Source organism: Bradyrhizobium sp. CCBAU 25360, assembly GCF_028128695.1.
Lineage (GTDB): Bacteria > Pseudomonadota > Alphaproteobacteria > Rhizobiales > Xanthobacteraceae > Bradyrhizobium > Bradyrhizobium ottawaense.
The window spans coordinates 126,429-140,928 of the sequence record NZ_LBJA01000042.1 but is presented as its reverse complement, the minus strand read 5'-3'; the positions used below and the strand labels follow the sequence as shown (position 1 = coordinate 140,928).

Genomic DNA, 14,500 nt, shown 5'->3' with positions numbered 1-14,500 from the left:
AGAGTGCCACAATATCGATGCCGCCCGCCGACACCGCCATCCCGCCTTGACTCCCCCTCGCCGACCGCGCAAAGCCACCCACATGAATGCCTCGCCCTCCCCATCCGTCCCGCCGGCCGGCTCGGCCGGGCCAGATGCGCTGCGGAAACTGCTGGAACGACCGATCCCGGCGGTGATGGGCGTGCTCAACATCACCCCGGATTCCTTCTCCGACGGCGGCGAGTTCATCGGGCCCGAGCAGGCGCTCGCGCGGGCGCGGGCGATGATCGCGGATGGCGTCGACATCATCGATATCGGCGCCGAGTCCACCCGGCCCTACAAGGGTGCGAAGGCCGTCACGGCGGAAAGCGAGCTGGCCCGGCTCAAGCCGGTGCTGGCGGGCGTCGTGGCCCTCGGCGTGCCCGTGTCGATCGACAGCATGAAGGCGGAGGTGGTGGCCTATGCGCTCGACCAGGGCGCGGCGATCGCCAATGACGTCTGGGGTCTGCAACGCGACGCCGCGATGGCGCCGCTGGTGGCCGCAAGAGGCGTTCCCGTCATCGTCATGCACAACCGCGACGACGCCGATCCCGCCATCGACATCATCACGGACATGAAGACGTTCTTCCTGCGCTCGCTGGACATCGCCGCAAAGGCCGGCATCGCGCGCGAAAAAATCGTGCTCGATCCCGGCATCGGCTTCGGCAAGACCGCCGAGCAGAGCATGACCGCGCTGGCACGCTTGCGCGAATTCGAGATGTTCGGCCTGCCGATCCTCGTCGGTGCCTCGCGCAAACGCTTCATCGCCTCGGTGTCGCCGTCGGAGCCGAAGGAGCGGCTCGCCGGCTCGATCGCCGCGCATCTGATCGCCGCGCAACGCGGCGCGAAGATCATCCGGACTCATGACGTCGCCGAGACCCTGCAGGCGCTGCGGGTAGCGAACGCAATCGAGGGCAAGCAATGACCGATACGATCTTCGTCACCGGCCTGTCGATCCACGCCCGCCACGGCGTGATGGATCACGAGACCGAAGTCGGCCAGCGCTTCGTCATCGATCTCGAACTCTATACCGACCTGTCGGAGCCCTCGCGCAGCGACCGGCTCGCCGACACGGTGTCCTACGCCGACGTCGTGGCGACGACGACGGCGGCGTTCAAGAATACCAATTACAAGCTCCTGGAGCGCGCGGCCGGCGCGGTGGCCGACGCCATCCTGTCGCACTTCCCGCGCATCCGCGCCGTGAAGATCACCGTGCACAAGCCGCATGCGCCGATCGCCGCGATCTTCGACGACGTCGGCATCATGCTGACGCGCTCGCGGCACCCCTGATGGCAAGCGTGCTGATCGCACTCGGCGGCAATGTCGGCGATGTCCGCGCGACATTCGCCAAGGCGATCGCCCATATCTGCGGCATGGCGCAAGCTGCGCTAATCGCGCGATCCTCGGATTATGCGACGCCGCCGTGGGGCGACGAGGAGCAGGCTCCCTTCATCAATGCCTGCATCGAGATCGAGACCGGCCTCGATCCGCACGCTCTGCTGTTCGTGCTGCAGAAGGTCGAGCAGAAATTCGGCCGCACGCGGGACAAGGAGCGGCGCTGGGGCCCGCGCACGGTCGATCTCGACATGATCGCCTATGACGATGTCAGCTTGCAGAAGCCGGATCTGACCCTGCCGCATCCGCGCCTGTTCGAGCGCGCTTTCGTGCTGGTACCGCTGGCCGAAATCGCGCCGGACCGCGTGATCTCGGGCATTCCAGTGCGTGACGGGCTCGCCAGCGTCTCGACGCAAGGCATTGAGCGGCTTCCGGATACCGGTTAACCAAAAACAACCGTTTGCAGGGGCGGCCCGCCGTGGCAATTTCGCCTGCGAATAACGATACGTTTGGGAGCCCTTGGCCGCATGACCTCCGTGACCGACGACCTGCCGCTGGCGGCCGATTTTCCCAAGGCGAGCGTCGAGGACTGGCGCAAGCTGGTCGACGGCGTGCTGAAGGGCGCGCCGTTCGAGAAGCTGGTCGGCAAGACCTACGACGGAATCAAGATCGAACCGCTCTATCCGCGCGCCAAGGGCGTTGCGCCCGTGATGGGACGGCCGGCGGCGGCGCCCTGGCAAATCGTGCAGCGGATCGACCATCCCGATGCGGCGCTCGCGAATGCGCAGGCTTTGCAGGACCTGGAGAACGGCGCGACGGGGCTCGCGCTGGTGTTCGCCGGCGCCAATGGTGCTCGCGGTTTCGGTCTGGAACCGTCGGCCGAGGCCGTAGCAAAGGTGTTGAAGGACATCCATCTCGATGCCGGCATCGGCCTCGATCTCGAGATCGGTCCGCAATCGCGGATGGCCGCGATCCACGTCGCGGAATATGTGAAGAGCAATGGCCTCGATCCCGCCGCCTGCAACATTCGCTTCGGCCTCGATCCGCTCGCGGCCGGCGCGGTGTGGGGCCACAGCCCCTATACCTGGGAGGAGATCGCTCCCGCCGTCACCGGCGCGATCAAGGGCCTCGCCGGGCTCGGCTTCAAGGGACCGTTCGCGTCCGCCGACGGACGCGTGATCCACGATGCCGGCGGCTCCGAGGTGCAGGAACTCGCCTTCGTGCTCGCCTGCGGCGTCGCTTATCTCCGCGCGATCGAAGGCGCCGGCATTCCGCTGGACGCCGCGCAAGGCATGGTCTATGCGCGGCTTGCCGCGGATGCCGACCAGTTTTTGACCATGGCCAAATTCCGCGCGCTGCGGCTGTTGTGGGCGCGTATCGAAACAGCGTGCGGGCTGACGCCCAAGCCATTGTTCATCGCCGCCGATACGGCCTGGCGCATGCTGACGCAGCGCGATCCCTATGTGAACATGCTGCGGGCGACCATCGCGACATTCGCGGCAGGGCTTGCCGGTGCCAACGCGATCACCGTGCTGCCGCACACGCTGGCGCTCGGCCTGCCCGACCCGTTCGCACGCCGCGTGGCGCGCAACACGCAAGCCCTGCTGCTGGAAGAGAGCAACCTCGCCAAGGTCTCTGATCCCGCCGCCGGCGCAGGCGGCATCGAGACGCTGAGCGCGCAGCTTTGCGAGGCGGCCTGGGCGCTGTTCCAGGAGAGCGAGACAGCCGGCGGCGCCTTCGCCGCGCTTCAGCAAGGCGTATTCCAGAGCAAGGTCGCGGCCGCGCGAAAAGCGCGTGACGCCAACATCGCAAAGCGCCGCGACGTGCTGACCGGCGCCAGCGAGTTTCCGAACCTGCACGAGAGCGAAGCCACGGTGCTGAAGGCAACGCCGGTTGCGCTCGCGCCTTACGGGGAACAGAAATACAAGTTCGATGCGCTGCCGCCGATCCGGCTGGCGGAACCGTTCGAGGCGCTGCGCGACAAGTCGGATGCAGCACTCAAGTCGCGTGGTGCGCGGCCAAAAGTGTTCCTGGCCAATCTCGGCACGGCCGCCGATTTCACGGCGCGCGCGACTTTCGCCAAGAGCTTCTTCGAGGCCGGCGGCATCCAGGCTGTCGACAACGAGGGCTTTGCCGATCCGGCCAAGCTCGCCGCCGCCTTCAAGACTTCGGGCGCCGAGCTTGCCTGTCTTTGTTCCAGTGACAAGGTCTATGCGGAACACGCCGAAGCTGCAGCGAAGGCCCTGCAAACGGCCGGCGGGGGACATATCTATCTGGCAGGCCGCCCGAGCGAGACCGAGGCGGCGCTGCGGGCCGCCGGCGTCACGGGTTTTGTCTTCGCCGGAGGCGATGCGCTTGCGACATTGCAAGACGCCTATCGACGGATGGAGCAGAAATGACCGAACCAGGCAAACCAGTTCTCAGCGGCGGCTGCCAATGCGGGGCCGTGCGCTTTGGCGTCACGACGGCGCCAACCAGGATTTCGATCTGCCACTGCCGCATGTGCCAGAAGGCGGCCGGCGCGCCGTTCGCTTCCTTTGCCGACATCAACAAGACGGACTTTGCCTGGACCAAGGGGCAGCCGTCGTTCTTCCGCTCCTCGTCGATCGCCGAACGCGGCTTTTGCGCCGGCTGCGGCACGCCGCTTAGCTTCGGCCGCATCGGCGGCGACCGGATCGAGATCATGACCGGCGCCTTCGACCGTCCTGACCAGATCATTCCGACGCGACAGTTCGGCACCGAATCCCGTCTCGGCTGGGTGGTCGGCATCGCCAATTTGCCGAGCCAGACCACGCAACAGAATTACGGACCGGAGAAGATGGCAACCATCGTCAGCCATCAGCATCCGGATCATGATTGAGGATATGGTTGAAACCATGAGCCGCATTCCCAATTTCGCTGATGTCGCCTTCGAGCGCGCCACGACCGCCGCGCCGTCAGGCAGCGCCGAGCCGTGGCTGACGCCCGAGGGCATCTCAGTGAAGCCCGCTTATGGCGAGGCCGATCTCGCCGGGCTCGATTTCCTTGAGACCTGGCCAGGCATCGCGCCGTTCCTGCGCGGTCCCTACCCGACCATGTATGTCAACCAGCCCTGGACGGTCCGGCAATATGCCGGCTTCTCCACGGCGGAGGATTCCAACGCGTTCTACCGCCGCAACCTCGCCGCCGGGCAGAAGGGTCTCTCGGTCGCCTTCGACCTCGCCACCCATCGCGGCTATGACTCAGATCATCCGCGGGTCGGCGGCGATGTCGGCATGGCCGGCGTCGCCATCGATTCCATCTACGACATGCGCACGCTGTTCGCGGGGATCCCGCTCGACCAGATGAGCGTATCCATGACCATGAACGGCGCTGTGCTGCCGATCCTCGCGCTCTACGTCGCGGCCGCCGAGGAACAGGGCGTGCCGCCGGAAAAGCTCTCAGGCACCATTCAGAACGACATTCTGAAAGAGTTCATGGTGCGCAACACCTACATCTACCCGCCCGCGCCCTCGATGCGGATCATCTCGGACATCTTCGCCTACACCTCGCAGAAGATGCCGAAATACAATTCGATCTCGATCTCCGGCTATCACATGCAGGAGGCCGGCGCGACGCAGGACCTCGAGCTCGCCTATACGCTCGCCGACGGCGTCGAATATCTGCGCGCCGGCCTTGCCGCGGGCCTGGATGTCGACCGCTTCGCGCCGCGGCTGTCGTTCTTCTGGGCGATCGGCATGAACTTCTTCATGGAAGTCGCCAAGCTGCGCGCCGCGCGCCTGCTCTGGGCAAAGCTTCTGAAGCCGTTCAACCCGAAGGACCCGCGCTCACTGTCGCTGCGCACGCATTCCCAGACCTCGGGCTGGTCGCTGACAGCGCAGGACGTCTTCAACAACGTGATGCGCACGACGGTGGAGGCGATGGCGGCGACACAAGGCCACACCCAGTCGCTGCACACCAACGCGCTCGACGAAGCGCTGGCGCTGCCGACCGATTTCTCTGCGCGCATCGCCCGCAACACCCAGCTGTTCCTGCAGCAGGAGAGCGGCACCACCCGCATCATCGACCCCTGGGGCGGCTCCTATTATGTCGAGCGTCTCACGCGCGACCTCGCGGCGAAAGCGTGGGGCCACATCCAGGAGGTCGAGGAGCTCGGCGGCATGGCGAAGGCGATCGAGGCCGGCCTGCCGAAGCTGCGCATCGAGGAAGCCTCGGCCAAGACGCAGGCCCGGATCGACGCCGGCAAGCAGGCGGTGATCGGCGTCAACAAGTACAAGCCCACCGACGAGGACAAAATCGAAATTCTGAAGGTCGACAACACCAATGTTCGTCGGCTGCAGATCGACAAGCTGACGCGGCTGAAGTCCGAGCGCAACCAGAACGACGTCGATGCCGCCCTCGCTGCGATCACGCGCTCGGCCGGCGAAGGCAACGGCAATCTGCTGGCGCTCGCGATCGACGCGGCGCGAGCGAAAGCAACCGTCGGCGAGATTTCGGACGCGATGGAGAAGGTGTTCGGCCGGCACCGCGCCGAGATCAAATCCATCACCGGCGTCTACAAGCGGGAGGCGTCCAGCATGGGCAATCAGGTCGAGAAGGTTCAGGCGCTGATCGATGCCTTCGAGGAAGCCGAGGGTCGCCGTCCGCGCATCCTCGTCGCCAAGATCGGCCAGGACGGCCACGACCGCGGCCAGAAGGTGATCGCGTCGGCATTCGCAGACATCGGCTTCGACGTCGACATCGGGCCGCTGTTTGCGACCGCCGACGAGGCCGCGCGACAGGCCGTCGAGAACGACGTGCACATCCTTGGCGTTTCCTCGCTCGCCGCGGCCCATCTCACCGCCGTGCCGGAGCTGAAGGCCGCGCTGAAGAAGCAGGGCCGCGACGACATCATGATCATCGTCGGCGGCGTGGTGCCGCCGCAGGACTACGACGCGCTCTATGCCGCCGGCGCCGAAGCGATCTTCCCGCCGGGCACCGTGATTGCGGACGCCGCCGAGGAGTTGATCCGCAAGCTGAATGCGCGGCTCGGGCATAGCGAGGCGGCGGAATAGCTTCGCCGTCTACTTCCCGACAAGAAGGAATTTGCGTGATGTTTTTCGCGCCCACGTTCATGCGCGCGCTCGCTGCTGCCGCAGTTTGCAGCGCATTGTTCGGTCCCGCCCACGCCGCCGACCCCAAGCCAGACGCCGTCATCAAGACCAAGAGCATCGAGGCCCGCGTGTTCCTCGACGACAAGATCAAGGCGGATGCGGCGCTGGCGGCGGATTGCCTGGCCGAGGGCAAGAAATGGCTCGACAAGAACGCCGCCGAAGCGGCCGCCTCGCGCAAAGCCGATCCGCAGTTCTTCAAGGACGGCGGCTGGGATTTCGAGCGCAAATATGAGATCCGCTCGGTCGTCGCCGACCGCTACGTCAGCATCCTCCGCAACGACTACATGAACACCCATGGCGCCCATCCCAATTCGAACGTGGATACGATCCTGTGGGACAAGGCCGACAACAAGCGCATCTCGATCCGCCCGCTCTTCACCGAGACCGCCGATAACGGGGCGACGATGAAGGCGATGGTGAAGGCCATCATCGCCTCGCTCCGCACCGAGAAGAAAAAGCGCGATGCCGGCGAGACCGCGACTGACGAATGGTTCAAGGGCGTCGCGCCGAGCCTGCTCAAGGTCGGTGCGGTGACGCTCGCGCCCTCGACCGAGGCGGGCAAGAGCTCCGGGCTGACCTTCCACTATCCGCCCTACGCCGTCGGCCCCTACGTCGAGGGCGAGTATGTCGCCTTCGTGCCGTGGGAAACGCTGAAGCCTTATTGGACCGCGGAAGGCGCGCGCATCTTCGGCGGCGCGCGGCCGAAGGGTGACGCCGAGGAGCCGTGAGCGGTCGCTAACTGGCCCGCGCCAGCGTCCGCGCAAGTGAGTCCGTCCAATCGGGAATCCAGGAGGCGAATAGCGCCTGCCAGCGATCGGCATCCGCCGGCTCGGTATCAAGGGAGACCGACCATTCGATGAGGGTACGATCGCCCTCGACGATCGGGCGCAGATGCATGGTGCCTTGATAGCGCGTCGGCGCCGGCGTCTGGCTTCCGTCATCTTGCGGATACGGCAGCGCTTCGAGACCGGCATAGGTCAGGGTATGCTGCCGGTCCGAGTGATCGACCAGGCGCTGGCGGATCCAGTTTCCGAGATAGCAGAAGCGTCTGACGGCGCCGACTTCATCGCCGCGCTTGTCGTCTTCGATCTCGCTCTCGCTCACGCCGTCGATGTAAGCGGGATAGTTGTTGAAGTCGCGGATCAGCGACCAGACTTCGTCCAGCGGGCGGTCCAGCACGGCGCTGTAATAAGCTTGGGTCATCGGTGGCTTGCCTTTGGATTTCGTTACGCGCAGAGGTTGGCGAATTGCGCGGGCAAAACCCACCCGATTTCCGACTGCCCATCCGATGGGCATGCTGTTTTCACACAACATGGCGATCTCGTTGGTAGCGCTACCTTGCGGGGGCGCTGCAAAGCCGACTAGAATGGCGCATTGAGAAGAGCACCCGACGTCACGGGCGCCGCTGGGAGGATTCAATGTCCAAGATTTCGCGCCGCACCTTTGCGGCTTCGACCGCCGCAGTTGCGGCATCCGCCGCTTTCGGCTTCAAGCCAGCGCTTGCGCAAGCCTATCCGGCCCGGCCGGTCACCGTGATCGTGCCATGGGGCGCGGGCGGCGGAACCGATGCGACCGCGCGCATCGTCGCAGCGCTGCTGGAAAAGGACCTCGGCCAGCCCTTCAACGTGGTCAACCGCACCGGCGGTTCCGGCGTGGTCGGCCATAGCGCGATCGCGACCGCACAGCCCGACGGCTACACCATCGGCATGCTCACCGTCGAAATCTCGATGATGCACTGGCAGGGCCTCACCGAGCTGACGCCGAAGAGTTACACGCCGCTGGCGCTGATGAACGAGGACCCCCCGGGCATCCAGGTCTCCTCCTCGTCGCCCTACAAGACGGTCAAGGAACTCGCCGAGGCGATCAAGGCGGCGCCTCCCGGCAAGTTCAAGGCCTCCGGCACCGGCCAGGGCGGCATCTGGCATCTGGCGCTGGTCGGCTGGATGCAGGCGATGGGCCTGCCCGCCAACCAGGTCGCCTGGGTGCCCTCGAACGGCGCGGCGCCTGCAATGCAGGATCTCGCCGCCGGCGGCCTCGACCTCACCACCTGCTCGGTGCCGGAGGCGCGCGCCATCATCGAGGCCGGCAAGGCCAGGAGCCTCGCCATCATGGCCCCCGCGCGCAACCCGATCTTCAAGGACGTGCCGACGCTGAAGGAAGCGATGGGCATCGACTATGCGACCGGCGCCTGGCGCGGCATCGGCGCCCCGAAGAACCTGCCGCCGGAGATCGCAACCAGGCTCACTGCGGCGCTGAAGAAGGTCTACGAGTCCGCTGAGTTCAAGGACTTCATGAGCAATCGCGGCTTCGGCACCGTGTGGGGCGATGCCGGCCAGTTCGCAGGCTTCATGGACAAGGGCGACGCCCAGATGGGCGAAGCGATGAAAGCGGCGGGCTTGAGCAAAGCGTGACGTTTCACATAGCTCACGCGTGAGATGACTTTGATTGATGGTCACGGCACTTCTTCAACCTCTCCCCGCTTGCGGGGAGAGGTCGGATCGCATCGCAGATGCGATCCGGGTGAGGGGGAGTCTCCGCAAATCCAATTCTCACCTCCCCCGCGGAGAGCCCCCCTCACCCCAACCCTCTCCCCGCAAGCGGGGCGAGGGAGAACATCGTACGTAGGACTTCTCCCATGCGTCTTCCCGACTCCGTTACGGGATCGTTTCTCGTCGTGCTTGGTGCTGCGGCTGCCTATGGCGGCTGGATCTTGCCGCCGGTGCCGGGCCAGCCGGTCGGCCCCAACGTGTTTCCGCTCGTGATCGGCAGCGGCCTTGCGCTGTGCGGGCTCGCGATCGTGTTGGGGATCGGCCATTCCTTCGAGGAGGAGGAAGAGCTGATCCCGCTGGAGGACGGCCAGGCCGCCGCTCCACCGCCGCAGGGCACGCTCTACGGCCTGCGCGCCTTGCTGCCGCCGGCGCTGCTGCTGTTCTACGTCGTCGCCGCCGACCGGCTCGGCTTCATCATCACTGCGGCGATCATGGTCTATGTGACGTCCACCGCGCTCGGTGCGAAGTGGAAGCTGGCGCTGCCGCTTGCCGCGCTGTCGCCGTTCGCCATCCACCTCATCTTCGGCAAGCTGCTGCGCGTGCCGCTGCCTGCCGGCCTGCTGCCGACGCCCTGGTAATCCCCCATGCTCAAGACCCTGATTGAAGCATTCGCGCTGATCTCCACCTGGGAGGTCATCATCGCAATGTTCGCAGCCTCCGTGTACGGGCTCGTGATCGGCTCGCTGCCCGGCCTGTCGGCGACGATGGCGACCGCCCTGCTCGTCCCCGTCACCTTCTACCTCTCGCCGATCGCGGCGATCGCAACCATCGTCGCGGCGTCCTCGATGGCGATCTTCTCCGGCGACATTCCCGGCGCACTGCTGCGCATTCCCGGTACGCCCGCCTCGGCCGCCTATGCCGACGAGGCCTATGCCATGACGCGCAAGGGCCAGGCCGAGCTCGCACTCGGAGCCGGCGTCTGGTTCTCCGCGGTCGGCGGCATCGCCGGCGTGCTGTCGCTGATGATCCTGGCGCCGCCGCTCGCCGAGATCGCGTTGTCGTTCTCGACCTTCGAATATTTCTGGCTGGCTCTGCTCGGCCTGATGTGCGCCACCTTGGTGGCGCGCTCCTCCCCGGTGAAGGCGATCGCCGGCATGTTCCTCGGCCTGCTGGTGTCCTGCATCGGCATCGAGAATCCCGGCGGCGTGCCGCGCTTCACCTTTGGCCTCACCGATCTCTTCGGCGGCATCGAGCCGATCCCGGCGCTGGTCGGCGTGTTCGCGGTGGCGCAGGTGATGCGCGCGATGCTAACGCCCGAGCCGCCGCCGCTGCCGCGGCGAAAATTCGGAAGCATCATGGCCGGCCAGTGGAGGCTGACCAAGCTGTATCACTGGCAGATGACGCGCGGGAACATCGTCGGCATCATCATCGGCGTGCTGCCCGGCGCCGGTGCCGACATGGCCGCCTGGGTCTCCTACGCGATGTCGAAGCGCTTCTCCAAGGAGCCGGAAAAATTCGGCACCGGCCATGTCGAGGGGCTGGTCGAGGCTGGCGCCAGCAACAATGCCAGCATCGCTTCGGGCTGGGTGCCCTCGCTGCTGTTCGGCATCCCCGGCGACACCATCGCCGCGATCGCGATCGGCGTGCTCTACATGAAGGGCCTCAATCCGGGCCCGACGCTGTTCACCGAGAAGGCGTCGAGCATGTACGCGATCTACCTGATGTTCATCATCGCGAACATCATGATGATCCCGCTCGGCATCGCCATGATCCGGGTCGCGGCCTACATCCTGCTGGCGCCGCGCTCCGCGATCATGCCGGTCATCATGCTGTGCTGCGCGGTCGGCTCGTTCGCGATCGGCAACAACATGTTCGGCGTCGTCACCGTCGCCGCCTTCGGCGTGATCGGCTACGTGATGGAGGCGAACGGCTATCCCGTCGCCGCCATGGTGCTCGGCATCGTCATGGGGACCATGGTCGAACAGGCCTTCGTCACCTCGCTGATCAAGTCCGACGGCAGTATCCTGCCGTTCTTCGAGCGCCCGGTCGCGGCGATCCTCGCCGCGATGGCGATCGGCGCCCTGCTGTGGCCGGTGATGGTGTGGGTCTGGCGCAAGATGAAACCGGTGCAGACGGCGGTGGCGACAAGCAGGTGATTCCGGGCGAGCGGCCCTCGCCTGCCCCGCCTCGGCGTTGTAAAGCAGGGCATGACTGAGAAGAAGGCCTCGCTGGACATCAAATCCCTCGCCCGCGACTTGCGCGCCGGCAGCCGCGCGGCGCTGGCGCGGGCCATCACGCTGGTGGAGAGCCGGCGCGGCGACCACCAGGCGCTGGCGCGCGAGCTGGTGCAGATGCTGCTGCCCGACACCGGCAAAGCGTTCCGCGTCGGCATCACGGGGTCGCCCGGCGTCGGCAAGTCCACCACCATCGATGTGCTCGGGACCTATCTGATCGAGCAGGGCCACAAGGTCGCGGTGCTCGCGGTCGACCCGTCCTCGGCACGCAGCGGCGGCTCGATCCTCGGCGACAAGACGCGAATGGCGCGGCTATCAGCATCCGACGATGCCTTCATCCGCCCCTCGCCGTCCTCGGGCACGCTCGGCGGCGTCGCGGCAAAAACGCGCGAGGCGATGCTGCTCTGCGAGGCGGCGGGCTTCGACGTCGTGCTGGTCGAGACCGTCGGGATCGGCCAGTCCGAGACCGCGGTCTGCGACATGACGGATTTCTTCCTCGCACTGATGCTGCCGGGAGGCGGCGACGAACTGCAAGGCATCAAGAAGGGCCTGGTCGAGCTCGCCGACATGATCGCGATCAACAAGGCCGACGGCGACAATCTCAAGCGCGCCAAGGTCACCGCCGCCGATTATCGCGGCGCGCTGCATATTTTGGCGCCGCGGTCCGAACATTGGCACCCACCCGTCGTCACCTATTCGGCGCTGGCCGGCACCGGCATCACCGAGCTCTGGCAGAAGGTTCTGGACCATCGCAAGGCGATGAACGCGTCCGGCGATTTCGCCGCGCGGCGGCGTCAGCAGCAGGTGAAATGGATGTGGTCGATGCTGGAGCAACGGATGCTGGCGCGGCTGCGCAGCGAGGCCCCGGTTCGCAGCAAGGTCCGGAAGATCGAAACCGAGGTCGCCGACGGCCATCTCACGCCGGCCCTCGCCGCCGAGCAGATCCTGGAGTTGCTGCAATGAGCGAAAAGCTCCGCATTCTCCTCACCGGTTTCGGCCCGTTTCCCGGCGCGCCCTTTAACCCGACCCGGCCGCTGGTCGCGCGGCTCGCGCAACTGCGCCGTCCGGCCCTCGATGATGTCGCGCTCTCCAGCCACATCTTCCCGGTCACCTATGCCGCAGTCGACCGGCAATTGCCGGAGGTGCTCGCGAAGGTGAAGCCGGATGCGCTGTTGATGTTCGGCCTCGCCGCGCGCACGCCTTACCTGCGCATCGAGACCCGCGCCCGCAACGCCGTCACCATGCTCTGGCCCGATGCCGCCAACACCCGATCGAGCAAGCGCGGCATCGCCGGCGATGCCGACGCGATGAATTTCGGTCCGCACACGGCACGGCTGCTGCGCGCCGCGCGCCTCACCGGCATCGATGCGCGCGCCTCGCGCGATGCCGGCGCCTATCTCTGCAACTATCTGAGCTGGCGCGCGATCGAGAATGTGAAGGCGGGCGGGCCGCAGCTTGCGGCGTTCATCCACATTCCCCTGCTCGCGCGCGGCGGTGCAGTGCGGCGCAAGGGCGCGCCGCGGATCACGCTGGACGAGCTGGTGGATGCGGGGGAAGCGATGCTGATGGAGATGGTGGCGTTGGCAAGGAAGGCAGGGAACAAGGCTTCGTAGGGTGGATTAGCGAAGCGTAATCCACCATTTTGGCTTCAGCACACACCGTAGTCGCGGTGAGATGGTGAGTTACGCCGCGCGGACTGCGCTTCGCGCAGCCGCGGGGCTAACCCACCCTACGGCACCGTCTCTGCGTAAACATTTAACCCTACCGCGAACTATCCTCACGACCCCGGTCGCCCTGCGCTACCTAGTCGGCGCGGACCCCCGCGTCCGCCGGAGGACGCGTCATGGACCTCAATCGCCGCCATCTCATCGGAGCTTCGACCGCAGGTATCGCGGGCGCCCTCGCCATGCCGGCCGACGCCGCGCGCGCGGCGCCGCTGACATCCCTGCTGGGCCGCGATGCCACGCAATACGGCGTGCGGCCCGGCAGCAGCGAGGATCAGACCCGCGCGCTGCAACGCGCGATCGATGAGGCCGCGCGGGCGCAGATGCCGCTGGCGTTTCCGCCCGGTATCTACCGCAGCGGGCTGCTCCGGCTGCCGAACGGCGCACAATTGATCGGCGTCCGCGGGGCGACAAAATTCGTCTTCACCGGCGGGGCATCGGCGATCCAGAGCGATGGTTCGGACTCCCTTGGCCTCACCGGCATCACTTTCGACGGCGGCAACATCCCGCTGCCGGCGCGGCGCGGGCTGATCCATGTCCTCGGCGGGCGCGATACGCGCATCACTGATTGCGAGATCACGAATTCAGGCGGCAGCGGCATCTGGCTCGAGCAGGTGTCCGGCGACATCTCCGGTAACATCTTCACTGACATCGCGGTGACCGCGGTGGTCTCGTTCGATGCCAGGGGCCTCAGCGTCTCCCGCAACACGATCATCGGCACCAACGACAACGGCATCGAGATCCTGCGCAGCGCGATCGGCGACGACGGCACGCTGGTTGCCGACAACCGCATCGAGAACATCAAGGCCGGCCCCGGCGGCTCCGGCCAGTACGGAAACGCCATCAATGCCTTCCGCGCCGGCAACGTGATCGTGCGCGGCAACCGCATCAGGAACTGCGATTACTCCGCCGTGCGCGGCAACTCCGCCTCGAACATCCAGATATCAGGCAACAGCGTCAGCGACGTGCGCGAGGTCGCGCTCTATTCGGAGTTTGCGTTCGAGGCCGCGGTGATCGCCAACAACACGGTCGACGGCGCGGCTGTCGGCGTCTCCGTCTGCAATTTCAACGAAGGCGGCCGCATCGCGGTGGTCCAGGGCAACATCATCCGCAACCTGATCCCGAAGCGCCCGATCGGCACCGCGCCCGACGACGACGCCGGCGTCGGCATCTACATCGAGGCGGATACCTCGGTGACCGGGAATTTGATCGAGAACGCGCCGTCCTACGGCATCGTCGCCGGCTGGGGCAAATATCTGCGCGACGTCGCGATCACGGGCAACGTGATCCGCAAGGCCCTCGCCGGCGTCGGCGTCTCCGTCGTGCCGGGCGCCGGCATGGCGCTGGTCAACAACAACATGATCTCCGAGACCCCGCGCGGCGCCGTGGTCGGCCTCGATCACGCGCGGGCCGTAACCTCGGATCTGTCAGCCGACGGCGCGCAACGATTTGCGCAGGTGGTGCTCGGCGGCAATGCAGTGCGAAGGTAGGCATCGGCCTGCAGCTGGGCCGTTCATCCTTCGAGGCTCCCCACGCGGCGCGTTGCGCCACGTGTCTCGCACCTCAGG

General features: G+C 66.3%; 14 protein-coding genes. 13 read left to right on the top strand and 1 reads right to left on the bottom strand.

From position 1 onward, the window contains the following. Positions 1-82 precede the first annotated feature (82 nt). The 7 genes from folP (at position 83) to XH81_RS24780 (ending at position 7,213) form a co-directional block, all read left to right on the top strand. On the top strand, positions 83-943 hold the full coding sequence (folP, locus tag XH81_RS24810; protein WP_028142939.1) for a dihydropteroate synthase: 861 nt from the start codon (positions 83-85) through the stop codon (positions 941-943). Continuing rightward, the gene (gene folB / locus XH81_RS24805) at positions 940-1,308 is read left to right on the top strand and encodes a dihydroneopterin aldolase (RefSeq protein WP_027533885.1); all 369 of its coding nucleotides are present in this window, start codon (positions 940-942) and stop codon (positions 1,306-1,308) included. The genes folP and folB overlap by 4 nt, the downstream gene beginning before the upstream one ends. Next, positions 1,308-1,799 (top strand): 2-amino-4-hydroxy-6-hydroxymethyldihydropteridine diphosphokinase, encoded by a 492-nt coding sequence (folK, locus tag XH81_RS24800; protein WP_028142938.1) that lies wholly within the window; start codon positions 1,308-1,310, stop codon positions 1,797-1,799. Before folB ends, folK begins: the two co-directional genes overlap by 1 nt. A gap of 81 nt (positions 1,800-1,880) precedes the next feature. Continuing rightward, positions 1,881-3,752 carry a methylmalonyl-CoA mutase family protein gene (locus XH81_RS24795; RefSeq protein WP_028142937.1) on the top strand — a complete coding sequence of 624 codons (1,872 nt, stop codon included), beginning with the start codon at positions 1,881-1,883 and terminating at the stop codon, positions 3,750-3,752. Next, positions 3,749-4,213, top strand: a complete 465-nt coding sequence (locus tag XH81_RS24790; protein WP_028142936.1) for a GFA family protein — start codon at positions 3,749-3,751, stop codon at positions 4,211-4,213. Before XH81_RS24795 ends, XH81_RS24790 begins: the two co-directional genes overlap by 4 nt. 16 nt (positions 4,214-4,229) lie before the next feature. Then, complete coding sequence (gene scpA, locus XH81_RS24785; RefSeq protein WP_038974274.1) at positions 4,230-6,386, top strand: methylmalonyl-CoA mutase; 2,157 nt, start codon at positions 4,230-4,232, stop codon at positions 6,384-6,386. A gap of 38 nt (positions 6,387-6,424) precedes the next feature. Next, positions 6,425-7,213 (top strand): RsiV family protein, encoded by a 789-nt coding sequence (locus tag XH81_RS24780; RefSeq protein WP_028143171.1) that lies wholly within the window; start codon positions 6,425-6,427, stop codon positions 7,211-7,213. Positions 7,214-7,220: 7 nt separating this feature from the next. Here the strand turns inward: XH81_RS24780 and XH81_RS24775 are convergent, their stop codons facing one another. Further along, the gene (locus XH81_RS24775; protein ID WP_244439130.1) at positions 7,221-7,799 is read right to left on the bottom strand and encodes an SRPBCC family protein; all 579 of its coding nucleotides are present in this window, start codon (positions 7,797-7,799) and stop codon (positions 7,221-7,223) included. A gap of 104 nt (positions 7,800-7,903) precedes the next feature. Between XH81_RS24775 and XH81_RS24770 the strand changes: the two genes are divergently transcribed. From XH81_RS24770 to XH81_RS24745, 6 genes are all read left to right on the top strand, one after another. Continuing rightward, positions 7,904-8,896 (top strand): tripartite tricarboxylate transporter substrate binding protein, encoded by a 993-nt coding sequence (locus tag XH81_RS24770; RefSeq protein ID WP_028143173.1) that lies wholly within the window; start codon positions 7,904-7,906, stop codon positions 8,894-8,896. Positions 8,897-9,120: 224 nt separating this feature from the next. Then, positions 9,121-9,612, top strand: coding sequence for a tripartite tricarboxylate transporter TctB family protein (locus tag XH81_RS24765; protein WP_028143174.1), 492 nt, complete (start codon positions 9,121-9,123; stop codon positions 9,610-9,612). Positions 9,613-9,618: 6 nt separating this feature from the next. Continuing rightward, the gene (locus XH81_RS24760) at positions 9,619-11,130 is read left to right on the top strand and encodes a tripartite tricarboxylate transporter permease (RefSeq protein ID WP_028143175.1); all 1,512 of its coding nucleotides are present in this window, start codon (positions 9,619-9,621) and stop codon (positions 11,128-11,130) included. 51 nt (positions 11,131-11,181) lie between these two features. Continuing rightward, the gene (gene meaB, locus XH81_RS24755) at positions 11,182-12,171 is read left to right on the top strand and encodes a methylmalonyl Co-A mutase-associated GTPase MeaB (RefSeq protein WP_028143176.1); all 990 of its coding nucleotides are present in this window, start codon (positions 11,182-11,184) and stop codon (positions 12,169-12,171) included. Further along, complete coding sequence (locus tag XH81_RS24750; RefSeq protein ID WP_095424614.1) at positions 12,168-12,821, top strand: pyroglutamyl-peptidase I; 654 nt, start codon at positions 12,168-12,170, stop codon at positions 12,819-12,821. Before meaB ends, XH81_RS24750 begins: the two co-directional genes overlap by 4 nt. A 230-nt stretch (positions 12,822-13,051) precedes the next feature. Then, the gene (locus tag XH81_RS24745; protein ID WP_212429502.1) at positions 13,052-14,422 is read left to right on the top strand and encodes a TIGR03808 family TAT-translocated repetitive protein; all 1,371 of its coding nucleotides are present in this window, start codon (positions 13,052-13,054) and stop codon (positions 14,420-14,422) included. Positions 14,423-14,500: the final 78 nt, after the last annotated feature.

Bases quoted from the DNA above. Each gene is read 5' to 3' on its own strand.
- folP (WP_028142939.1), top strand. From the start codon at position 83: ATGAATGCCTCGCCCTCCCCATCCGTCCCGCCGGCCGGCTCGGCCGGG.
- folK (WP_028142938.1), top strand. From the start codon at position 1,308: ATGGCAAGCGTGCTGATCGCACTCGGCGGCAATGTCGGCGATGTCCGC.
- XH81_RS24760 (WP_028143175.1), top strand. From the start codon at position 9,619: ATGCTCAAGACCCTGATTGAAGCATTCGCGCTGATCTCCACCTGGGAG.
- scpA (WP_038974274.1), top strand. From the start codon at position 4,230: ATGAGCCGCATTCCCAATTTCGCTGATGTCGCCTTCGAGCGCGCCACG.
- folB (WP_027533885.1), top strand. From the start codon at position 940: ATGACCGATACGATCTTCGTCACCGGCCTGTCGATCCACGCCCGCCAC.
- XH81_RS24770 (WP_028143173.1), top strand. From the start codon at position 7,904: ATGTCCAAGATTTCGCGCCGCACCTTTGCGGCTTCGACCGCCGCAGTT.
- XH81_RS24790 (WP_028142936.1), top strand. From the start codon at position 3,749: ATGACCGAACCAGGCAAACCAGTTCTCAGCGGCGGCTGCCAATGCGGG.
- XH81_RS24795 (WP_028142937.1), top strand. From the start codon at position 1,881: ATGACCTCCGTGACCGACGACCTGCCGCTGGCGGCCGATTTTCCCAAG.
- XH81_RS24765 (WP_028143174.1), top strand. From the start codon at position 9,121: ATGCGTCTTCCCGACTCCGTTACGGGATCGTTTCTCGTCGTGCTTGGT.
- XH81_RS24750 (WP_095424614.1), top strand. From the start codon at position 12,168: ATGAGCGAAAAGCTCCGCATTCTCCTCACCGGTTTCGGCCCGTTTCCC.
- XH81_RS24775 (WP_244439130.1), bottom strand. From the start codon at position 7,799: ATGTTGTGTGAAAACAGCATGCCCATCGGATGGGCAGTCGGAAATCGG.
- meaB (WP_028143176.1), top strand. From the start codon at position 11,182: ATGACTGAGAAGAAGGCCTCGCTGGACATCAAATCCCTCGCCCGCGAC.
- XH81_RS24745 (WP_212429502.1), top strand. From the start codon at position 13,052: ATGGACCTCAATCGCCGCCATCTCATCGGAGCTTCGACCGCAGGTATC.
- XH81_RS24780 (WP_028143171.1), top strand. From the start codon at position 6,425: ATGTTTTTCGCGCCCACGTTCATGCGCGCGCTCGCTGCTGCCGCAGTT.